The organism is Faecalibacterium sp. AF27-11BH (assembly GCF_003603005.1).
In the GTDB taxonomy this organism is placed as follows: domain Bacteria; phylum Bacillota; class Clostridia; order Oscillospirales; family Ruminococcaceae; genus Faecalibacterium; species Faecalibacterium taiwanense.
Genome location: NZ_QVGS01000001.1, coordinates 467502 through 489091 on the forward strand (window position 1 = coordinate 467502; position 21590 = coordinate 489091).

At 58.6% G+C, this 21590-nt stretch carries 23 protein-coding genes; 12 read left to right on the top strand and 11 right to left on the bottom strand.

Going from position 1 to position 21590, the window contains the following annotated elements; all coding sequences use genetic code 11:
- Positions 1-19: 19 nt before the first annotated feature.
- The 4 genes from DWY76_RS02135 to rpmB form a co-directional block, all read right to left on the bottom strand.
- Entirely contained in the window at positions 20-415 is a 396-nt protein-coding gene (locus DWY76_RS02135) for a metal-sensing transcriptional repressor (RefSeq protein WP_005941288.1), read from the bottom strand.
- A gap of 143 nt (positions 416-558) precedes the next feature.
- Positions 559-1314, bottom strand: a complete 756-nt coding sequence (locus tag DWY76_RS02140) for an alpha/beta hydrolase-fold protein (protein ID WP_005941285.1) — start codon at positions 1312-1314, stop codon at positions 559-561.
- Between the two features lie 100 nt (positions 1315-1414).
- The gene (locus tag DWY76_RS02145) at positions 1415-1591 is read right to left on the bottom strand and encodes a DUF4250 domain-containing protein (protein ID WP_097777911.1); all 177 of its coding nucleotides are present in this window, start codon (positions 1589-1591) and stop codon (positions 1415-1417) included.
- A gap of 69 nt (positions 1592-1660) precedes the next feature.
- Positions 1661-1849 (bottom strand): 50S ribosomal protein L28, encoded by a 189-nt coding sequence (rpmB, locus tag DWY76_RS02150; protein WP_082210844.1) that lies wholly within the window; start codon positions 1847-1849, stop codon positions 1661-1663.
- 453 nt (positions 1850-2302) lie between these two features.
- Between rpmB and DWY76_RS02155 the strand changes: the two genes are divergently transcribed.
- The 9 genes from DWY76_RS02155 to DWY76_RS02200 all read left to right on the top strand — a co-directional run bounded on the left by DWY76_RS02155 (position 2303) and on the right by DWY76_RS02200 (position 11242).
- On the top strand, positions 2303-2977 hold the full coding sequence (locus DWY76_RS02155; protein ID WP_120079571.1) for a site-2 protease family protein: 675 nt from the start codon (positions 2303-2305) through the stop codon (positions 2975-2977).
- Positions 2978-2979: 2 nt separating this feature from the next.
- On the top strand, positions 2980-3702 hold the full coding sequence (locus DWY76_RS02160) for a segregation/condensation protein A (RefSeq protein ID WP_044953606.1): 723 nt from the start codon (positions 2980-2982) through the stop codon (positions 3700-3702).
- Complete coding sequence (gene scpB, locus DWY76_RS02165; RefSeq protein WP_005941268.1) at positions 3699-4250, top strand: SMC-Scp complex subunit ScpB; 552 nt, start codon at positions 3699-3701, stop codon at positions 4248-4250. Before DWY76_RS02160 ends, scpB begins: the two co-directional genes overlap by 4 nt.
- Positions 4251-4253: 3 nt before the next feature.
- The gene (locus DWY76_RS02170; RefSeq protein ID WP_120079573.1) at positions 4254-5003 is read left to right on the top strand and encodes a DUF2953 domain-containing protein; all 750 of its coding nucleotides are present in this window, start codon (positions 4254-4256) and stop codon (positions 5001-5003) included.
- A gap of 79 nt (positions 5004-5082) precedes the next feature.
- Complete coding sequence (gene ytfJ, locus DWY76_RS02175) at positions 5083-5490, top strand: GerW family sporulation protein (RefSeq protein ID WP_120079575.1); 408 nt, start codon at positions 5083-5085, stop codon at positions 5488-5490.
- A gap of 507 nt (positions 5491-5997) precedes the next feature.
- Positions 5998-6828, top strand: coding sequence for a pseudouridine synthase (locus DWY76_RS02180; protein WP_120079577.1), 831 nt, complete (start codon positions 5998-6000; stop codon positions 6826-6828).
- 779 nt (positions 6829-7607) lie between these two features.
- Positions 7608-8978 carry a sodium-dependent transporter gene (locus tag DWY76_RS02190; RefSeq protein ID WP_005941251.1) on the top strand — a complete coding sequence of 457 codons (1371 nt, stop codon included), beginning with the start codon at positions 7608-7610 and terminating at the stop codon, positions 8976-8978.
- 241 nt (positions 8979-9219) lie between these two features.
- Positions 9220-9942, top strand: a complete 723-nt coding sequence (locus DWY76_RS02195) for a LytTR family DNA-binding domain-containing protein (RefSeq protein WP_120079581.1) — start codon at positions 9220-9222, stop codon at positions 9940-9942.
- Positions 9935-11242: a sensor histidine kinase gene (locus tag DWY76_RS02200; protein ID WP_044953604.1), complete on the top strand. Its 1308-nt coding sequence runs from the start codon at positions 9935-9937 to the stop codon at positions 11240-11242. Before DWY76_RS02195 ends, DWY76_RS02200 begins: the two co-directional genes overlap by 8 nt.
- A 416-nt stretch (positions 11243-11658) precedes the next feature.
- Here DWY76_RS02200 and DWY76_RS02205 read toward each other — a convergent pair whose 3' ends face one another.
- The 3 genes from DWY76_RS02205 to DWY76_RS02215 are packed head-to-tail and all read right to left on the bottom strand — an operon-like array spanning position 11659 to position 13823.
- Positions 11659-12096, bottom strand: a complete 438-nt coding sequence (locus DWY76_RS02205) for an aspartate carbamoyltransferase regulatory subunit (protein WP_005941235.1) — start codon at positions 12094-12096, stop codon at positions 11659-11661.
- A gap of 1 nt (position 12097) precedes the next feature.
- Positions 12098-13039 (bottom strand): aspartate carbamoyltransferase, encoded by a 942-nt coding sequence (gene pyrB / locus DWY76_RS02210; protein ID WP_005941232.1) that lies wholly within the window; start codon positions 13037-13039, stop codon positions 12098-12100.
- Positions 13040-13067: 28 nt separating this feature from the next.
- On the bottom strand, positions 13068-13823 hold the full coding sequence (locus DWY76_RS02215; protein ID WP_097777907.1) for a GntR family transcriptional regulator: 756 nt from the start codon (positions 13821-13823) through the stop codon (positions 13068-13070).
- A 197-nt stretch (positions 13824-14020) separates the two neighbouring features.
- On the opposite strand from DWY76_RS02215, the gene DWY76_RS02220 reads away from it, so the two are divergent.
- Positions 14021-14569, top strand: a complete 549-nt coding sequence (locus DWY76_RS02220) for a GNAT family N-acetyltransferase (RefSeq protein ID WP_120079583.1) — start codon at positions 14021-14023, stop codon at positions 14567-14569.
- A gap of 41 nt (positions 14570-14610) precedes the next feature.
- Here the strand turns inward: DWY76_RS02220 and DWY76_RS02225 are convergent, their stop codons facing one another.
- The 4 genes from DWY76_RS02225 to DWY76_RS02240 all read right to left on the bottom strand — a co-directional run bounded on the left by DWY76_RS02225 (position 14611) and on the right by DWY76_RS02240 (position 18947).
- A complete protein-coding gene (locus tag DWY76_RS02225; protein ID WP_120079585.1) occupies positions 14611-15975 on the bottom strand; it encodes an MATE family efflux transporter in 1365 nt (454 codons plus the stop codon).
- Positions 15976-16209: 234 nt separating this feature from the next.
- Positions 16210-16551: a type II toxin-antitoxin system RelE/ParE family toxin gene (locus DWY76_RS02230; protein ID WP_097774896.1), complete on the bottom strand. Its 342-nt coding sequence runs from the start codon at positions 16549-16551 to the stop codon at positions 16210-16212.
- A complete protein-coding gene (locus DWY76_RS02235) occupies positions 16541-16801 on the bottom strand; it encodes a type II toxin-antitoxin system prevent-host-death family antitoxin (protein WP_097774897.1) in 261 nt (86 codons plus the stop codon). Before DWY76_RS02235 ends, DWY76_RS02230 begins: the two co-directional genes overlap by 11 nt.
- 133 nt (positions 16802-16934) lie before the next feature.
- A complete protein-coding gene (locus tag DWY76_RS02240; RefSeq protein ID WP_120079587.1) occupies positions 16935-18947 on the bottom strand; it encodes a TIM-barrel domain-containing protein in 2013 nt (670 codons plus the stop codon).
- A 328-nt stretch (positions 18948-19275) separates the two neighbouring features.
- Here DWY76_RS02240 and DWY76_RS02245 point away from each other — a divergent pair, with 328 nt between their 5' ends.
- Both DWY76_RS02245 and aspS read left to right on the top strand, forming a co-directional pair.
- The gene (locus DWY76_RS02245) at positions 19276-19899 is read left to right on the top strand and encodes a sugar transferase (protein ID WP_120079589.1); all 624 of its coding nucleotides are present in this window, start codon (positions 19276-19278) and stop codon (positions 19897-19899) included.
- Between the two features lie 329 nt (positions 19900-20228).
- Positions 20229-21563: an aspartate--tRNA(Asn) ligase gene (gene aspS, locus DWY76_RS02250; protein ID WP_005941202.1), complete on the top strand. Its 1335-nt coding sequence runs from the start codon at positions 20229-20231 to the stop codon at positions 21561-21563.
- The last annotated feature ends 27 nt before the right edge of the window (positions 21564-21590 follow it).

Sequence of the window (21590 nt, forward strand, 5' to 3'; positions counted from 1 at the left end):
ATGCACGGGAAAGGGCTTCTTATTTCATGAGCTTGGGCAGCAGATTCACCAGCTCGTCCAGCTTTGCCTCGCTGCCCGCGCGCAGGTCGTCCGCCACGCAGGTGGAGATGTGCTGGGCCAGCAGCTCCTTGGAAAAGCTGTTCAGCGCCGAGTTCGCCGCCGCCACCTGCACAAGGATGTCCACGCAGTAGGCATCCTTTTCCAGCATGCCGCGGATGCCGCGCACCTGCCCCTCGATGCGGCTGAGCCGGTTCAGCAGGGCCTTGTGTTCCTCAGGGGTGCGGTCCTTGTGGCGGCAGCAGGAGGGGGTGACGCTTTCGGTGGGCACAGCGGATGCGTCAACGGCCGGAGCCGTGGCAGCTTCGGGCTGAGCGGGCGTGCCGCAACAGCAGCAGGGCTTTTTCTCGTTGTCCATAAAATATCTCCTTTACCCATAGGGGGTATACTTCTTACAGCATGAGTATAGCACAGCAAACCCGATAAATCAAGTAGGGAATTGAAAAATACAAACAAAAAGAGGGAAGGCACTGCAAATGCCTTCCCTCTATCAAATCACTTTTACTTCTCCAGAATCCGCGGCACAAACAGGCCCAGCATCTTGCCCCACCAGTACCACTCGTGGGAGACATCGCCGCCCCAGACCTCGAGGTGGGCGGGCAGGCCCTGTGCGGCCAGCACATCGGCCAGCGCCTGCGTGTCGGCTTTGGCATCGTCCTCGTAGGCACCCTGACCGGCGCAGAGCATCAGGCTGTTCTCCTCGGCCTTGGCCAGAGCCAGCTTGTCGGCGATGCCGTTCTCGGCCAGATACTGCAGGGGAGAGCAGCGCAGCACCAGATCGTCGGCTTCACTGCCCCAGAAGCGGGCCAGATCGTAGATGCCGGAAAGGCCGATGGCACCGGCAAAGAGCTTGGGACGGCGCAGGCGGCAGTTGACGGCGTGCACAGCGCCAAGGTCGATGCCCACACACCACAGCTTGGCATCCTTTGCGGCACCGTTCAGGGCCAGCACCCGGGGAGCCAGCTCGGCGGTAAGGTAGACGAAGTACTTTTCCTCCATCTCGGCGCGGCGGCGCACCGGGATGTCGCCGTTCAGTACGGCCTCGCCGTCAATGCTGTCGGCGCAGAACAGCTGCACCTTGCCCTCGTTCAGCAGCGGGGCAATGGCATCGGGCATGCCGTTGTTCTCCCAATCATAAAAGCGGCCGCCGCGGGCAGGCAGGGCCAGCACCGGCACACCGGCGCTGCCGTATACCTTGAACTCCATCTCGCGGTTCAGCACGCTGCTCCACTCTTTGTAATAGGTACCCTGGATCATAAATCAAGCACTCCTTGTTTCTATATTCACCGGCCCGGGCGCAGTCGCTGCACGTTGGTGCCGGTCGTTGGCGATCAAAAGAAAGCTTTCTCTGGAAATATCACACGAACTGGTTGCGCTGGGCATCGTACTCGTAGCCCACAGCTTTGAGCTTTGCGCACAGATCTGCCTTGTCGGCATCCAGATCTTCGCACAGAGCATCGAGGTTTTTGTAAAAATCACGCAGCTTCAGGTTCACCACGCTCAGCAGCATGATGGGATCGTTGGGCAGAGCCATGTGTTTTGCCTCCTTACAGCAACAAAAAAAGCCGGCCACTCGACAAAGTGACCGGCCACATACACCAAATTAGACAGCGCGGGTAACTTTGCCAGCGCGCAGGCAACGGGAGCATGCGTAGACGTACTTGGGAGAACCCTCAACGACCGCCTTGACACGACGGACATTCGGCTTCCAGGTACGGTTGGAACGACGATGAGAGTGAGAAACCTTGATACCAAAGGCAACACCCTTGCCGCAGCATTCACATTTAGCCATGGTACTTGCACCTCCTGCAGTGAAGTAAGGAATCAAAATAATCAGCTTGACTATTGTAGCAGATTACCGGGCAAAATGCAAGCCTTTTTTCAAAAAATATTGCGGTTTTTTGGAAAACTGCCCCGATGCACTCAGATGCTGTTTTTTGTTACGACCCCTTGTGTGAAAATGTGATTTGGAGCAGCCCGCAGGCTGCAACGGCGACGACCGCCGCCAGTGGCGGAAACAGGGAGAAGCTGTTGGGGCAGCGGCCAGCAAGACGTGAGTGCCGTTCAAGGCACAAAACGAATGCTGGGTGCCGCAACTCGTAGACAAATCACGAATTAAAAATAAAATTCCGATGAAATGATCAGAGCGAAGCGGAGATCATTTTAAATCGTCTGGACACCCCTTGTCTAAAACCTCAAAAAATAGTATTATATATGGTATACTGAAAAAAGGCAGGAATATCGAATGACCTCTCAGGGCATCTATTATCTCATCCGCGCGCTGGTGGCGCTGGTGGCCATCCCCTTCCACGAGTGCGGCCACGCGCTGGCAGCATGGCTGCTGGGCGACGACACCGCAAAGCGGCAGGGGCGGCTCTCCATGAATCCCTTTGCCCACTTTGACCTGCTGGGCACGCTGTGCATGGTGTTTGCGGGCGTGGGCTGGGCAAAGCCCGTCTCCACCGACCCCCGCAATTTCAAAAACCCCAAGTGGGGCATGGCCCTCACCGCGCTGGCTGGCCCTGCGGCAAACATCCTCCTTGCCTATGTGGGCATGGTGGTGTGGAAGCTCATGTACTACTGGGCACCGGTGAACGATGCCACCATCTACATTGCCATGTTCCTGCAGTACCTTGTGCTGATGAACGTGAGCCTTGCCGTGTTCAACTTGATCCCGGTGCCGCCGCTGGACGGCAGCCGCATCCTGCTGGTGCTGCTGCCCCGGCGCATCTACTTTGGCCTGATGAAGTACGAGCGCTATATCATGATCGCCCTGCTGGCGGCAGTGTGGTTCGGCGCACTGGATACCCCCCTGTACTACCTGAACAACATTGTGTGGGAGCTGCTGGGCAAGGGCACCGGCTACATTGATAAGATCGCGTATTCCATCTACTATGCCGGCCTTGGGACGGTGGTGTGAGCGTGGCAGAAGAACTGACCTTCCATCTGGAAGATTTTGACGGCCCGCTGGAATTATTGCTGGCGCTTGTGGCCAAACATAAGATGGACCTGCACAACATCCCCATTCTGGAGCTGATCGACCAGTACACCGCCACGGTGGCGCGGGCCGACCCGGACCCGGAAGCCGCCAGCGCCTTCATCGAGATGGCCGCGCGGCTGGTGGAGATGAAAAGCTACCTGCTTTTGCCCCGCAGCGAAGAGGGCGAGCGGCTCAAGCAGGAGTTCACCGGCCAGCTGATCGAGTACGACCAGTGCCGCCGCATGGCTGCGCTTTTGCGCCAAAAGGCCGAAGCTGCGCCGGTTTTTGTGCGTCCGCCCATGGAGATGGAGTTCGATAACACCTACGACCTGCACCATGCGCCGCAGGTGCTGGCGGATTACTGGGCCGTTCTTTCCGGCCGCACCAAGTTGCGCCGGGAGCCTACCCAGCAGCAGTTCGAGCCGCTGGTCACAGCGCCCATGGTGTCGGTGACGAGCCGGGTGGTGTACATTCTGCGGCACCTGATTGCCGGCACAGCGGCAAAAATGAGCCAGCTGTTCAGCCGCCAGCAGACCCGCAGCACCAACGTGGCCACCTTTCTGGCCTTGCTGGAGCTGGTGCGCGGTGGCCGTGTAAAGCTGGACGACGAGGGCCGGCTGACCATGCAGCGGGGCCGCATCCAACGTGATAAGGAGAAGGAATGAACCAGAAACAGATCCGTGCAGCCGTGGAAGCCATGCTGTTTGCCAGCGGCGACCCCATTGGTGCCGACAAGCTGGCCCAGGCGGTGCAGCTGCCGCAGCTCAGCGTGGAAGCCGCGCTGGAAGCCCTGCGGGAGCGCTACGCCCGGGAGGACAGCGGCCTGTGCCTGCTGCACCTGAACACCCGCTGGCAGCTTGCCACCAAGACCGAGTGGGCCGACTGCATCCGCCGCCTGCTGGACAGCCGCCGCGCAGTGCCCCTTGGCCCCGCCGCCATGGAGACCCTGACCGTGATCGCCTACAACCAGCCGGTGTCCCGCGCCTTCATCGAGCAGGTGCGCGGCGTGGATTCCTCGTCCAGCGTGTCGGGCCTGCTGGAAAAGGGCCTCATTGAGGAAGCCGGACGCCTTGACCTGCCGGGCAGGCCGGTGAGCTTCCGCACCACCGACACCTTTTTGCGGGTGTTCGGCCTTTCTTCTCTGGCCGACCTGCCGCCGGTGCATGGGCAGGAAACGGAAACAAACGCATCACCGACGGAAAGTGAGGGGTAACGCATGGGAGCATTCCTCGCCGCGCTGGGCGCAGTGCTGCTGTTCATCCTCCGGGTGATCGGCATTCTGCTGCTGGTGGTGCTGATCTTACTGGTGCTGTTGCTGCTGTGTCCCTTCTGCGCAGACCTGTGCTGGGAGCACGGCGTGCTCACCGTAAGAGCCGGCGCACTGGGCATCACCTTCCCGGTGTTCCAGTACCCGAAGCCGGAGCCGCCGCCTGCACCGGAAAACCCGGAGCCGCCCAGGGGCTTTGGCAAGGTCAAGGCAAAGTTTGCCGCATGGCGGGCCGAGCGCAAGCGGAAAAAGGCAGAGGAGAAGGCCCGCAAAAAGGCCGCCGCCGCTGCCGCCAAGGCGAACAAGCCCGCCCAGCCGCGCAAAAAAGCAAAGATCACGCTGGAGATCCTCTGCACCATGCTCAAAGGTGCGGGCACTTTGACCAAAGCTGTGTTCGGTGCGCTGCGCATCACAAAAATACAGGTGCGCCTTGGTGTGCGCGGGGAGGACCCCGCCGCCGCTGCCTGCAGCTACGGCAAGCTGCAGGCGTGGCTGTACCCGGTGCTGGGCGTGCTGGACCGCTTTCTCTGGCTGCAGTTCGATGAGCTGCGCATCCTGCCGGACTTTGGCAGCGGGCAGCCCACCGTGGAGGACCGGGTGTTCTGCCGGGTGAGCGCGCAGGCACTGTTCATTGTCCTTGCGGCGGTGCGGGTGCTGTACGAGTTCTGGCGCAAAAAAGTATTGGACATCTTCCTATAATGTGGTACACTATACGTGTATCCGGATCTGCAGACAACGGGCCTTTGCCCGAATCAAACCGATAAAGGAGAGCTGTTTTATGGCTGAGCATCCCATTCAGGGCCTGATGAACATTACCATGGAGAAGATCCACCAGATGGTGGACTCCAACACCATCATTGGCAAGCCCATCATCACCGAGGACGGCACCACCATCCTGCCGGTTTCCAAGGTGAGCTTTGGCTTTGCCTCCGGCGGCACCGACTTTGACGGCAAGAACGCCGCCAACAAGGACCTGTTTGGCGGCGGCTCCGGTGCGGGTGTGAACATCCAGCCGGTGGCCTTCCTCGTGGTAAAGGACGGCTGCGTGCGCACCATCCAGCTGTCGGACAACGCCGACACCATCAACCGTGCCCTGACCATGCTGCCGGAGCTGGTGGACAAGGTTGCCGCCCTCATCAAGAAGGACGAAAAGAAGGAAGAGCCTGCTGCTCCTGCGGAGCAGTAAGTGGAGGGCTTGGCACCGGACACTCCGTCCCGCCTGCGCTCGCCAGACCACCAGCGAAAGAAGCCCTCGCACTTCCCGACGGGCTTTTCTGTCGATTTTAGTCGCAGCCTGCACTTTAGACATGGCTTCGCGCATCTTGTCGGAGTATCCGGTGCCGATCCCGGCAGGACGGCAGGGAGTTTCTCCAGCGAATGTCCTGGGGGTGGGGCCCTGGCGCGCAAGCGTTGGGGCGGGACTGGAGTCCTGCAACGGCAACGACCGCCGCCAGCGGCGGAAACAGGGAGTTGCCGTTGGGGCCGCGGCCAGCAAGACGCAAGCGATAGCGAAGCGGCTGCTGGGTGCCGCAACCCGTCGCTGTTCGCGGAGAAAGCTCCCTGCTGGCCTGCTAACTACTATCGCCGTAACTGTGAGCTTCCAACTCACAGTTTTGATACAGGCGCACCCGCACCCCAAAACAGGGGAGAGGTGCGCGTTTTGAGCGCCGGGAGGCGCACAAGGAGTTTTATTATGGCAGAAGAACGTATTCAAAAGATCATGGCTGAACAGGGTCTGTGCTCCCGCCGTGCGGCAGAACAGATCATTGCCGAGGGCCGCGTGAAGGTCAACGGCCACCCCGTCAAGGTGGGCGACAAGATGGACCCCAACCGCGACGTGCTGCACGTGGACGACGAGCGCATCTATATCCGTAAGGATCAGCAGATGTACTATCTGGCCCTGTACAAGCCCCGCGGCTATGTGACCACCGCCAGCGACGAGCTGGGCCGCAAGACCGTGATGGAGCTGGTGAGCGATATCCCCGCCCGCCTGTACCCGGTGGGCCGTCTGGATAAGGACAGCGAGGGCCTGCTGCTCATGACCAACGACGGCGCGTTTGCGCAGGCCGTCACCCATCCGTCGGGCGGCATCTCCAAGCTGTACCGCGTCACCGTGCAGCCCCGCGCCGATGAAAGCCAGATCCTGAAGCTGAGCAGCGGCGTTGTGCTGGACGACGGCACCAAGACCATGCCCTGCGCCATCAATGTTGTCACCGACGAGCCGGGCCGCACCGTGATGGAAATGACCCTGAAAGAGGGCAAGAACCGCGAGATCCGCCGCATGTGCGAGACCGTGGGCCTTGAGGTGGTGCGCCTGAAGCGCAACGCCGAGGGCGTGGTGAAGCTGGGAATGCTCAAGCCCGGCACCTACCGTGAGCTGACCAAGGCAGAGATCAACGGTCTGCGTGCCGCTGCCGCCAAGGGCCGCGCCCAGACCCGCAGCGCCGCAGTGCAGTCCAAGGCTGCCGCGCGCCGCCCCCGCGGCCCGGTGGGCAAGGGTGCTGCCCCCAAAAAGCGGAAGTAAGCCTATATACCTATATAAACGAAAAGAAAGCACCTGTACAGCGGGTGCTTTCTTTATTGTAAAATGTTATTTTTTATGATATCATAAAGATGCCGCCCGAAAAGGCGGTGATTAGGTGCTGTCTGCAAGCGCAGGTGGTCATGCTTTCCTCCGGCAAGCGTCCGGGGGACGTAAAAGCTTATTGTTTGTTCCCCCGTTCGCAAATGCGGAAGGGGGGATGCATCATGGTGTTGAACGATGTTCTGCAGCTGTTCGTCATTGTTGGCGGCACAGTTGGAATTACATTTCAGATCGCATGGGCAATCTTCAAAGAGATCCATAACAATAAGAAATGACCGCCCCAGTCTCCAAACGGTGAGCGGTCATTCTTCTTATTGACCAATTAGCCGGAGGGAGCTGACCATTGCGGACAGCACCTTCTCTATTTGTAGTATAGTTTCTTTTTGTTGGTTTGTCAAGAGATGGTTCTCGGCTGTTATGCAAGGCATTTTTATATAAGTGAATAACTGTCAGCTCTTCACCTTTCAGGTGAGAAAAATTTCAGCCCGCCGCAAATACACCGAAAACAGACGCACCTGCAACGAAAATTGCGGTACGACCCTGCGGCAGGACGGGCTGTGCACGCGGGAAAGACAAAGAATACTTTTGACAACAAAAGTTCATCTCACTGAAGCGCCCCTGTTCTTCGACCAAATTTGTGCTATAATACAAAAGCAACGCTTCGCCCGGCCCCGCAAAGGGCAGGGCAGAGCAGAATGGAAAACAAGGAGTTTGGAATCATGGAAAGAGAAAAACTGAAGTCCAGGCTGGGCTTCATTCTGCTTTCAGCGGGCTGTGCCATCGGCATTGGCAACGTGTGGAAGTTCCCTTATATTGCCGGTCAGGGCGGCGGCGGCGCGTTCGTGCTGTTCTACCTGATCTTCCTCATCATTCTGGGCCTGCCCATCATGACCATGGAGTTTGCAGTGGGCCGCGCTTCCCGCAAAAGCCCGGTGCGGGCCTATCAGGCACTGGAAAAGCCGGGCCAGAAGTGGCACATCCACGGCTACCTCACCCTCATTGGCTGCTATCTGCTCATGATGTTCTACACCACCGTGGCAGGCTGGATGCTGCACTATTTCTACATGACCGCCACCGGTAAGCTGGCAGGCCTGAACGCCGATCAGGTGGCCGGCAAGTTTACCGAAATGCTGGCAGACCCCGGCGTGATGACCTTCTGGATGGTGTTCGTGGTGGCACTGGGCATCTTTGTATGCGCCAAGGGTCTGCAGAACGGCCTTGAGCGCGTGACCAAGGTCATGATGATCGCCCTGCTGGTGATCATGGTGGTGCTGGCCGTCAACAGCCTGTTCATGCCCGGCGCAAAGGAAGGCCTGAGCTTCTTCCTCGTGCCCGACTTCGGGCGCATGAAAGAGGTGGGCGTGGTCAACACGCTGGTGTCCGCCATGAATCAGGCCTTCTTCACCCTGAGCCTTGGCATTGGCGCAATGTCCATCTTTGGCAGCTACATCGGCAAGGAGCACTCCCTGCTGGGCGAGTCCGCCCGCATCGTGGTGCTGGATACCTTCGTGGCCATCACCGCCGGTCTCATCATCTTCCCGGCCTGCTTCACCTACGGTGTGGACCAGACCAGCGGCCCCAGCCTGATCTTCATTACCCTGCCCAACATCTTTGCCAACATGGCCATGGGCCGGTTGTGGGGCTCCCTGTTCTTCCTGTTCATGGCCTTTGCAGCGCTTTCCACCGTGCTGGCCGTGTTCGAGAACATCATCTGCTGCGGCATGGAGCTGACCGGCTGCAGCCGCAAGAAATCCAGTCTGGTGAACTTCGTGCTCATCACTCTGCTTTCGCTGCCCTGCGTACTGGGCTACAACGTGTGGGCATGGGACGGCTTTGCCGTGTTCGGCGGCGCTGTGCTGGATCTGGAGGACTTCCTCGTGAGCAACCTGTTCCTGCCGCTGGGCAGCTTGGTGTATCTGCTGTTCTGCGTTACCAAGTACGGCTGGGGCTGGGACAATTATAAAAAGGAAGTCAACACCGGCAAGGGCCTCAAGATGCACGACTGGATGCGCGGTTACCTGACCTGCGTGCTGCCGGTGATCGTGCTGTTCATCTTTGCCTTTGGCATCTACGATAAATTTTTTGCGTAAATAAAACACTCCTTCAGTCTCGCATTCGCTCGACAGCTGTTCCCCTTCTGGCACTTCGTGCCACCTCCCCCGACCGGGGGAGTCTGTCTCATGGAGGGAGCCTCTGGCGAAGAGGAAAAGTTTGCCGCCATGCCAAAGCCTCCCTCTGGGAGGGAGGTGGCACGGCGCAAGCCGTGACGGAAGGAGTTCTTTGGCCCCTCTTACTGCAAGAGGGGCCTTTTGCGGCAGAAAGGAACCTTCCATGCATATCCTGATCTGTGACGACGATGCGGCGTTCGGCGCGCGCATGGCAGAATATGTCACCGTCTACTTTACCGCCCGCAGCGTGCAGGTGCACACCGCCGTCTGCACCAGCGCAGCCGAGGTGCTTGCAACGCCGAGGCTGGAGCTGTATCAGCTGGCGTTTCTGGACGTGGACATGCCCGGCGCAAACGGCATGGTGCTGGGCCGTCAGCTCAAGCAGAAGTGCCCCGGCCTGATGCTGGTGTATGTTTCGGCCTATCTGGAATTTGCGCTGGAAGGCTACACGGTGAACGCCTACCGCTACCTGCTCAAGCGGGACATTGCGCGCACCCTGCCCAAGTGTCTGGACGACCTGCTTGCCGCCCTGACCGACCAGCGCAAGACCCTGACGGTGCACCACAACCGCACCGAAACGGAAATTCCGCTGGATCAGATCTATTATCTGGAAAGCGACCTGCGCCAGATCAACGTCTACGGCGACATTGCCCGCCGGCCCATCTGCACCTACTACGGCAAGATCGCCGACCTGCCGCCCATGCTCTACGAGAACGGCTTTTTGCAGGTGAGCCGCAGCGATGTGGTGAACATGAAATATGTGCGCAGCATCCGCAGTTACCGCGCCCTGCTGAAAAACGGGGTGGAGCTGAGCGTGAGCCGCGCAGGCTATGCGGCCATCCAGAACGCATATCTGGAATGGAAGGGGCAGTATGTGGATGAGTGATGCATTTGCGGAAATGATGCTGGGGCATCTGGTGTGTCTGGTCCAGGGGAACGCCTTTATTCTGGTGGAGTGGGCCTATCTGGGCAGGGGAAAACTGCGCTGGCCGGTTCTGTGGGCAGAGCTGCTGTGTATGGGGCAGCTGGGCCTGTCACTCGCAACAGGAATGTCATTTTTCAATGTGCAGAGCGTCCTGCTCAATGTGCTGTATCTTTTTGTTACGGCGCAGCTGTTTGGCGGAACCTTTGCCGATAAGCTCACCGCCTGCCTGATCAACGGCACCATGTGCCTGCTGGTGGAGAACACGGTCAACTATACCTACTCCTGGTTCACCGGAGTGCGCACCGGCGAAGCATGGCAGCACCCCGGCTGCCTGATCGCGCTGTGCGCCGCGAACCTTATCGTGGGTGCAGCAGTTGCGCATTCCCTGTACAGCTGGAACCAGAAGTGTGCTCTGCAGCCGCTGCAGGCGCTGGTGATGTCCTTTTTCCCCGGGGTGGCTGTGGTGCTGAACATCGTGCTGATGGTCACAGGGACCCAGCAGCCCGCTACCCGGATGACCATGCTGCTCACCTTTGGCATGAGCGTGGCGGTGCTGGTGCATATCGCCATCGTGCAGATGTTCAACGATCAGGTGGTGCAGCGGCAGAACTCCCGCTACCGTGCTCAGTTGGAACAGCAGCGTGCCGAAGCCCTGCTGGATTCCTACACGGAACAGCGCCGCCTGACCCACGAGTTCACCAACCACATGACAGCCCTTACCGCCCTGCTGGATCAGGGAGATCTGAAAGGCGCACAGGCCTACATTGCCAGCGTGAGCAAAACGGTGGCGGCGGGCACCACCATCATGGATACCCACAACCCGCTGCTGGATTCCATTCTGAGCAAAAAATACGAAGAAGCGGCAAAAGTTGGCGTGAACATTTACTTTGACCTGTGCGATCTCAAGCGGATGCCCTTCGACAGCATGGATATGGTCATCGTGCTCTCCAACCTTCTGGACAACGCCACCCGCGCCGCAGCGCAGGCCCTGCCGCCGGAGGTGCATGTGCGCATCCGCAAAACGCCGGAAGAATACCTGATCTCGGTGCGCAACCGCGTGCAGGAAGACCTGCTGCTGGAGGAGGGCAAGCTGCCCGGCACCACCAAAAAGGAGAGCGGCCACGGCATGGGCCTTGCCAATGTGCAGGACGTGCTGCGCAAGTACGGTGCCGAGTACACCGTGAGCTGCCGCGACCGGTGGTTCCGGTTTACCTGCGCCATCCCGTGCGCAGTTCATGACATGAGCACCGACAATTTATGACATGTTCTGTGCAACAGGCACGCAACAATGCTATACTAAGGCCAGTAAAGGTGACCTCCTGCCGGGGCAGGGCGGATTTGCGGCCAAAGGAAAACCTGGTGAAGCTTTGCCCCCTGTGCAGTGATCCGGGCAGCGGTGCGTGTTAAGCTGCTCTGTTTTCCCTTTGCTCTTCGCTGTGCAGTCCTCATGCGCTGCGCAGCTCATCTGGCGGGGCTTTCAACGGCGAACTTTGGGGTTTGCTGCTGATAAAGTCACTCGGTACGTCGCATTTCTGTCCGGCAGGTGCTGCTTGTGGGAATGGAGCATCTGCCGCACAGGACATTTGCGCCGGTGAGAGTTCCGTCAGATTTTTTATTGCAAAAAAAGAGCTGCTGTACGGCAAAATTGCCTGATACAGCAGCTCTTTTTCTGTGTCGTTATTCCGGCTTTACCTGCAGCTCCTGCTCGCAGTAGATGCAGCGGTACTTGCCGTTGGAGCTCAGCTCAAAGATCTGGTCGCACTCTTCCTCAATGGAGGAGATGCAGCGGGGGTTGCGGCATTTTACAATGTTCACAAGGCGCTTGGGGGGCATCGGCTTTTCCTTGCGCACGGCCTTGCCGTTTTCAATGATGGTCACGCTGATGCCCGGGTCAAGGTAGGCCAGCACATCCAGGTTCAGCCAGGAAGCATCGCCCTCCACCTTGATGATGTCCTTGCGGCCGCTGGCGGTCTTGCTGCTGCGTGCATTCTGGATCAGCGCCACGCTGGCGGTGCGGTTGCCCGCAATGCCCAGCAGGTCCATCAGGCCAATGGCAGTGCCTGCCTTGATGTGGTCGATCACGATTCCGTTCTGAATTTCATCGATGTTCAGCATATCAGTTCTCCTCCTTAGGTGCCTTGGGGTCGCGCAGGCCCAGCAGGGTCATGATCAGTGCCATACGCACATACACGCCGTTCTGCACCTGCTCAAAGTAGGCGGCGCGGGGATCGTCGTCCACGTCCAGTGCGATCTCGTTGACGCGGGGCAGGGGATGCAGCACAGCCATATCCGGCTTTGCAAGGCTCATCTTTTCCTTGGTGAGGATGTAGCTGTTCTTCAGGCGGATGTAGTCCTCCTCGTTGAAGAAGCGCTCCTTCTGCACGCGGGTCATGTACAGGATGTCCAGCTCCGACATGGATTCCTCCAGACTGCGGGTCTCCTGGTAGGGGATGCCGTTGGCCTCCAGCACGTCCTTCACGATGTAGTCCGGCACGCGCAGCTCTTCCGGGCTGATAAGCACGAACCGGATGTTCTTGCAGCGGGCCATGGTCTTGATGAGGGAGTGCACGGTGCGGCCGAATTTCAGGTCGCCGCACAGGCCGATGGTCAGGTCATCCAGCCGTCCCATGCGGCGGCGGATGGTCATGAGGTCCGTCAGGGTCTGGGTGGGGTGCTGGTGGCCGCCGTCGCCCGCGTTGATCACCGGGATGCGGGAGTAGCGGGAAGCGCGCAGCGGTGCGCCCTCTTTGGGGTGGCGCATGGCCACGATGTCCGCATAGCAGGACACCACGCGGATGGTGTCGGCAACGCTTTCGCCCTTGCTTGCGCTGGACACGTTCTCACTGGGAAAGCCCAGCACATGGCCGCCAAGGTTCAGCATGGCTGCCTCAAAGGAGAGGCGGGTGCGGGTGGAAGGCTCGTAGAACAGGGTAGCCAGCTTTTTATGCCGGGCCACCTCCTGATACGCGGCCGGGTCGTCATGGATGCGGTCGGCCAGATCAAGCAGCGTGGAGATTTCCTGTTGGGTAAAATCCAACGGGTCGATCAGATGTCGCATGGGTGCATACCTCCGTCAGTTTTTTGGTTTAGAGCAGCTTGCGTAAAATGGAAAAATCAAAGAAGTTTGTGTAGTAGCTCAGCGAACGCATCACCGGGCGGCACAAACGATTGAAACACACTTCGTCCAGCAGCAGCATGGCCTCGCCCGGAGCAAGGCGCATGGCGGAGCGGATGGCATCGTCGCCGCAGCTTGCCTTCAGGTGGGCGACGTTGGAGGAAATCTGCTGGTGGCACTCCCGTTCCAGAATATCGAACACGCCGCCGGTCAGGTCGATGCGGGTGTAGTCTCTGGCACCGAACAGTGCTCTGGGCAGGTAGTCGATGGAGTAGATCACCGGGGTGGTATCGGCCAGAATGCGCTTTTTAATGCAGATCACGTCGTCGCCCGGCTCAATTTCCAGATCGCGGGCCAGCTCTTCACCGGCACGGATGGGAAATACCTGAATGCCGTCGGCGTGGGGGTAGCTGCCAAAGCTGCGGATCAGCGGGTAGTATTCCAGCTTCTGGTCCAGCCGGCTGCGCAGGCTCAGCACAGCGCGGTTCACCACCGTGCCAATGCCGCGCACGCGTTCCACATAGCCTGCGCGCTCCATCTCGCTCAAAGCATCGCGGATGACGGTGCGGCTCACGCCCAGCTCAGCGGCAAGATCTACCTCGGCGGGCAGACGGTCGGCCCGGGCATAGCGCCCGGTGCGCAGCTCTTCCAGCAGACTGGCAACGATGCGGTCGCTGATCACAGCACCGCCCAATCGGTTGGAAGAGGTAAGTGCAGATTCCTTCATGGTTCGGTTCCTCCGTTCACGGGCAGGGGATGCTCCCCGCCGGGACTTGAAGCCTGCGCCGCACGGCACCTTTGTGACCACGCCATACGCCGCAAACCCCTTTATACTTTATTATAACATAAATTGACATTTATAAAAGCGGCATTTATACTGGAAACAGCGAAAAAGTATGATTTTATTTTGGAGGGAAACGCAAGATGGAAGTTTTTCTGCACAAGATCTGCGGCCAGCCGGTGCAGCCGCCGGTGCCCATGCAGCTGCGCCGCTGCACGCCGGAGCAGGCCCCGGCGGTGTACGCCTTGCAGAACGAGGTGCGCGCCGCCATGCCGGACCCGGAGCAGTTCGTGCCGGACACGCTGGAAAACATCACGGCCTATGTCCGCAAGGACCTGTGCATCGGCGCATGGCAGGGCAGCCGCCTTGGCGGGTATCTCATCGTGCGCTTCTGCGGGCGCAGCGCACACAACTATGCGGCCTTCATGGATGTGCCGCGCACCGAGTGGGAGCACTGGGCCAATGCGGACAGCGCCATCGTCCACGCAGACTTTCGCGGCAACGGCCTGCAACGGCTCATGCTGGAAGCAGCGCTGCCGCTTTTCCCGAAAAAAATCACCCACATCGGTGCTACCGTCAGCCCGCAGAACCAGTACAGCCTGCACAACGCCCTTGCGTCCGGTTTTGCCATCGTCTCCCGGCGGGAAATGTACGGCGGCCACGACCGCTACCTGCTGGCAAAAGACTTGTAAAAAAACAGGGCTGCGTTCCCAAATGGATGCAGCCCTGTTCTTCAGTCGATAGAAAGTTTAAGCCTGTTTTTCATCTTGTGCCGCACCACCAGCAGGCAGGCCAGATGCACGGCAGCCGTCAGCACCCAGCTGATGGGGTAGCTGATGTACAGCATGAACGGTGTGCGGTTCAGCTGGAAGATGGTGGCGATCCACACCAGCCGCAGCAGGCAGCTGCCCACAAGGCTCACCACCATGGGCAGCACGCTGTAGCCAAGGCCGCGCAGGCTGCTGGCCAGCGTATCCATGATGCCGCACAGCAGGTAGGTGCCGCAGATCACCCGCAGGCGCTCATATCCGGCGGCGATCACCGCCGCATCCGAGGAGTAGAAGTGCAGCAGCTGGGTGCCTGCCAGCACCGCACCGCCGCCCAGCACCACGCCGGTCACGATGGCGCACAGCAGGCAGTTGAGGACAACACGGTTCAGGTTCTGGTACTTGCGTGCGCCCATGTTCTGGCTGGTAAAGGTCACCGCTGCCTGCGAAAAGGCGTTCATGGCGGTATAGACGAAGCCCTCCAGATTGGCGGAGGCCGAACTGCCTGCCACCACCGTGGAACCAAAGGAGTTGATGGCCGACTGGATGACCACGTTGGACAGGCTGAACACGGTGCTCTGCAGACCGGCAGGCAGGCCGATGAGCAAAATCTGCTTCAAGGCACCTATGTGGAAGCCCAGATGATGCAGATCCAGATGCAGAGCGCCCTCTTCCTTCATCAGCATCCGCGTCACCATGCAGGCAGAGACGGTCTGACTGATGATGGTAGCCAGCGCCACGCCTGCCACGCTCATGGAAAAGCCAATGACGAACACAAGGTTCAGCACCACGTTGATGATGCCGGCTGCTGCCAGACAGTACAGCGGGCGCTTGGTGTCGCCCACGGCGCGCAGCAGCGCACTGCTGAAGTTGTACAGCATGGTCATGGGCATCCCGATGAAATAAATTTTAAGGTACAGCGCAGAAAGGTCGATCACATCCTCCGGGCAGCTCATCAGCTCCAGCAGCCCCCGGGCTGCAAAGAACCCCACCACAGCCAGCAGCACGCCGCTGACAAGGCCCAGCGTCACCGAGGTCTGCACCGTGTCCTGTACGCCGTGGTCATCCTTTGCACCAAAGCAGCGGGCCGCCACCACGTTTGCGCCCAGCGAAAGCCCTACGAACAGGTTCACCAGCAGGTTGATGAGGGAGCCGTTGGAGCCGACGGCGGCCAGTGCGGTGCTGCCCGCAAAGCGGCCCACGACCACTACGTCCGCAGCGTTGAACAGCAGCTGCAGAATGCTGGAAGCTGCCAGCGGGATGGAGAACAGGATGATCTTTTGGAGCATCGGGCCGCTGGTAAGGTCAGCGGTGCGGCTTGTCTGAGCCATGAGAAGAGTGCCTCCTTTTTATCGTTTACGCGGAGAAGCCGTTTTCCGAAGCATTGCATACTGCTTAGGAGGACAGCATCTGAAATGCAAATTTTTCGTAAATAAAGGGAACCGAAGGCATATTATAACGCGCGGCGCAGAAAAATACAAGTGGCACCGCCGAAAAAATGCAAATTCCCGGCGGTGCCGCTTATAAAACGATCAAAAACATTTCTTGAAGCACGGCAGAAGAGTTTATTCTTCCTGCAAAGCGTCCCGGAACAAAACCCGCAGATAATCCCGCCCGCCGTAGAGGACGCGGTCAATATAAATATCGTTCCGAAAAGCATGATAAAAAATCAGATACTTTCCGCTGACGAGAAAGCGCTCATCCAAATAAAGTTCATGATCCAGCGGAGCTACGGAAGAAAGCAATGCACCGCTTTCCGGGAACAGCTTTAATTGTTCAGCAGCATCCATGATGCGGTTCAGAATGCGCTCTGCAGAAGGCAGATTTTGCAAGTCGAACGAGATATAATCCCAGATGTCGTCCAGGTCCTGACGGGAACGAGTTGTATAAATGAGGTTATTTTCCATTGGCTCTTGCGCGGAAATGCGCCCTCATTTCTTCCGGAGTGTAAAGCTTTTCCGTCTCACCAGAGCACCGTCCTTTTGCAATTTCATTCATAAGTCGGATGGTAGCCTGCGTTTTCTCATAATCTTCCATGTCCAGAATGGCATACTTTCCACGGCCGTTTTTGGTAAGAAAAACCGGCGATCCTGCTTCCACATCGCGAAGGACTTCGTTGTAATTCCGCAGGTCAGAAATAGGTTTGATGTTCGGCATAAGATCAACTCCCTTCATCTGTAGTATAACAAATTCTGCTGTGAAATTCAACGTAAAATTTGCAGCTGATAAAAGTGAGATCCTACAAAAAAACCGCCGTCCTGTCGGGCAGCGGTCTTCTGATAAAATAAGCTTACGCTTCCAACGTCTTCCAGTGCTCCGGTGCGGCAAAATCGCTCGTCTCGCCGTCATCGGTGTACATCCGGCAGCGGGCGCTGCCATTTTCGTCCGGGCAGGCCCACAGGGTCAGGCTGGTATTGTCCAGCTGGGCGGTGCAGCTGGCGGGTCTTGCCACCGGCACCGCATGGCCCGGGCGGATGAACAGCAGCACTTCGTCCAATGCGCAGCGGACGTAGTGGTGCCCGGCGGGCAGAAGCTCGGTGTCGTAGTCGTCCACACTGCGGATGCGGTAGAGCTTCATTGCTTCCGGCAGGTAGACATGCCGTCCGCTGGCGTTCTGGGTGTAGACAGGCGCTACCATCACACCCTCGCCCAGCAGCAGCTGGTCCTGCACCTCGCGGGCATCCGGGTCAGCAGGAAAATCAAAGCCCAAGGGCCGGAAGTAACTGGTATTTTCCAATGCCGCCTTCATGAAGGTACTGTAAAGGTAGGGCAGCAGGGCATACCGCAGCCGGAGCATCTTCCGCAGGGCAGGCAGCATATCCGCAAAGCGGTAGTATTCCTGCATCCGGGAACCGTCGGTGGCGTGGTTGCGCATCAGCGGCGTGAACAGGCCGAACTCCAGCCAGCGCAGAGCCAGATCAGGCGTAGTATCGTAGGAAAAACCGCACAGGTCGGCACCGGTATAAAGAAAGCCGCACAGCTGCACGTTGGGTATCATCTGGATATTGGCCAGAAGCTGTGCCCATGTGGAAGCGTTGTCACCCAGCCAGATGCCGCCGTAGCGGTGGCTGCCGATGAAACTGGAACGGCTGTAGAGCAGCGTGAGTCTGCCGGGCCGCAGGCGGGCAAAGGCTTCGCCTGCCGCACGGGTCATATTGCCGCCGTAGAGGTTGTGCACCCTGTCATGGCGCACCCGCTGGCCGTCCACATCGTGGTAGAAGCTGGCGTAGTCCTCCGGGGCGTTCATCAGGCCCAGCGCGCCGCCTACCACCTTGCCAAAGAATTCATCCTGCACGATGTTGTCCTTCCGGCTCAGTTCATCCATGCTCTCAAAGAAAGCCTTGAGCCGCTCGGGTGAGTAAAACAGCGCAGGCTCGTTCATATCGTTCCAGAAGCCCTCGATGCCGCAGTCGGTCAGTGCCTTGTACTGCCGGCCGAACCACTCCCGCACCTCCGGGCGCAGGAAGTCCGCAAAGTAAGCCTTGCCGGGCCACACCGCCGCCACAAAGGGGGTGCCGTCGGCTTTGGTGCAGAAGTAACCGTTTGCAAGGCCCTCGGCACAGACGGGGTTCTTCGGGTCGATGCGCACACCCGCATCGATGATGGGCACCAGCCGGATGCCCTGTGCCTTCAGTTCGGCGCTCAGGGCGGCAAGGTCCGGGAAGCGCTGCTTGTTTACGGTAAAATCTGCGTAGTCCTGCATGTAATCGATGTCCATGCAGATCATGTCCAGCGGCAGATCGTTCTCTTTGTACTGGCGGGCCACCTCCCGCACGTCCTCAGCGGTCTTGTAGCCAAAGCGGCTCTGTGCCAGACCAAAGGCCCACTTGGGCGGGATATAGCTGCGGCCGATGAGCTGTCGGAACTGGCGGCTGATAGCGTTCAGGTCGTCGCCGGTAATGATGTAAAGCTCATAGTCCGGCTCTTCGGTGGCAAAGTGCAGGGCATCGTATTCGGTGTAGCCGATATCGTAACGCACTTTGCCCGGGAAATCGATGAACACACCAAAGCATTCACGGCCTGCGCCGCCGTCAATGAGCAGAAAATTGTGCGCACCATAGTAGGAAAGCTTATCCTCGCTGTGGCGGGCTTCATCGGTGTTGTTGGTCACGTAGTGCCAGCCGCGCTTGTTGATGCCGCGGGGCATTTCGCCCAGACCGTACACGATGGCATCCGGAGCCATCCGGTAGGCCCAGCCGTCTTCTTCGGCTGTGAGGAAGGGCACCGGCCCGGCGGAAACTGGGATCTCCTGCACCACACTGTCGGTGGGCAGGGGCAGGCCAAAACGGAAACGCTGGATCATAGGGAACCTCCTTGTAGCATCCTTGCCCTCTCCGTCACGCCTTTCGGCGTGCCACCTCTCCCAAAGTGAGAGGTTTTGCCAAAGGCCCCATCTCCGAGGGGGCTGTCGAGCGAAAGCGAGACTGGGGGAGTGGACTTCTCATTTTCTTTATCTTACCCCGGGCCACGCTGCAAAACAAGAGACAAAACCGGCACTTTTTTGCCACAAAACCGGCAGAACGCAGCCAAAGCATAAAAATATCGGCGGCAGGCGGCGGATGCAATTGCAAATTCCGGCCCATACTGTTATACTGGAACTGCTACTTTGAATCGGAAAATGGAGGAAACCCATGTATCGCAATGGAATCAAGCGCCTGCTGGCGGTGGTGCTGTCGCTGTGCGGCATGATCTGCCTGTCCTGGCTTTTTCTCATTCTGGCCGTCGCCATCAAGCTGGACTCGCCCGGCCCGGTGTTCTTTAAACAGAAGCGTGTGGGCATTGGCAAAAAGCACTTTTACATTTTAAAGTTCCGCACCATGCGCATCGACACGCCCCACGATATGCCCACCCATCTGCTGCACGACCCGGACCAGTATATCACCCGCATGGGTGATTTCCTGCGCAAGACCAGTCTGGACGAGCTGCCCCAGCTGTGGAATATCTTTGTGGGTGATATGGCGGTCATCGGCCCGCGGCCTGCTTTGTGGAACCAGTATGATCTGCTGGCAGAGCGCGACAAGTACCATGCAAACGATGTGCGCCCGGGCCTGACCGGCTGGGCACAGATCCATGGCCGCGACGAGCTGGAAATTGCCGAGAAGGCCAAGCTGGACGGCTGGTATGTGGAGCATCTGAGCTTTGGGCTGGATGTGAAATGCTTCTTTGGCACCATTGCCGCGGTGCTTAAGCACGACGGCGTGGTGGAGGGCGGCACCGGCACTCTGCACGAAGAAACAGGCAAAGAGAACCATTAAGAATAGCCGCCGCGTGCCGCAACCCGAATATTTTCAGCGGAAAAAGATTTTATGTTTGCAGTTCTGGAAAATCTGCGGATTTTCCAGAACTGTTTTTTCACGGAGGGGCTGTGACCAGAAACTGCATTTTTTGCTGATTTGTCCTGATTTGTGAAAAGGTGCTTGGAGCGGCCCGCAGGCCGCGACAAACACAAAATAAAAATAATTCTTCCGCAGAAGATGGCCAGAGCGAAGCGGAGGCCATTCTAAATCGCCATATCTCTTGATTTATCCCCGGAAAAGCGTATAATAAAACAGTACACAAGACGTCAAAGGAGGATTCCTGTATTATGGAACGCACCTATATCAACGAGGCTCAAAAGGCCATCGGCGGCACGGTCAAGGTGCAGGGCTTTATCGAGAACCTGCGCAACAGCAAGTATATGGCCTTTATCGTGCTGAAGGATATTACCGGCAAGCTGCAGATCACGGTGGAAAAGGAAGATCACCCCGATCTGGTGGATACCATCGATCAGCTCACCCCGGATTCCGTCATCACTGTCACCGGCAAGGTGGTGGAGAACGACTACGTCAAGATGGGCGGCGTGGAGATGATCCCCGAGAGCATCGAGATCGAGAGCATCGCCAACGCTCTGCCCATCGTCCGCAAGGAGATCGCAGCCACCAAGAAAAAGAAGGCTGTGGAGCGCTCCAGCATCGACCAGCGCATTGATTACCGCTGGATCGACCTGCGCACCGACGAGAACCAGCTCATGTTCAAGGCACAGAGCTGCTTTGTGAACGCCATGCGCAAGTTCCTGCTGGACCGTAACTTCATCGAGATCCACACCCCGAAGCTGATCGCTGCTGCCAGCGAGAGCGGCTCTGAGGTGTTCAAGGTGGACTACTTTGACCGCAACGCCTATCTGGCACAGAGCCCTCAGTTCTACAAGCAGATGGCCATGGCTGCAGGCTTTGAGCGCATCTTCGAGACCGGCCCTGTGTTCCGCGCCGAGAAGAGCTACACCAACAAGCACTCCACCGAGTTCTCCGGCTTCGACCTGGAGTTCAGCTACATTACTTCCTATAAAGACGTGATGAAGATGGAAGAAGAGCTGCTGACTGCCGGTCTGCAGGCTGTTAAGGACAACTACGGCGACCAGATCAAGGAGATGTTCGGGCAGGAAGTGATCGTTCCCACCACTCCGTTCCCGGTGGTCAAGCTGGCTGACCTGTACAAGGGTCTGGAAGAAGAGTTCGGCTACACCGTCGATGAGAGCGAGAAGGGCGACCTGACCACGGAGGCCGAGCGCCTGAGCTATGAGTGGGTGAAGAAGCACTACGGCCACGAGTTCCTCTTCATCACCGATTATTCCGCCGAGAAGCGTGCGTTCTACCACATGCGCGACGAGAACGGCGTGCCCCAGGGCTACGACCTGATCTGGCGTGGTGTTGAGATCACCACCGGTGCCCAGCGCGAGCACCGCTACGAGGTGCTGAAGAAGCAGGCCGAGGAAAAGGGTCTGGCCGATGATGTCAAGTTCTATCTGGAGTTCTTCCAGTACGGCTGCCCGCCCCACGGCGGTTTCGGTCTGGGCATCGACCGCCTGACCATGCTGCTGTGCGGCCTGACCATCAAGGACGCCGAGTTCCTGTTCCGCGGCCCCAACCGTCTGACCCCGTAATTTTATAGAGATCATACCGAGAGCTGC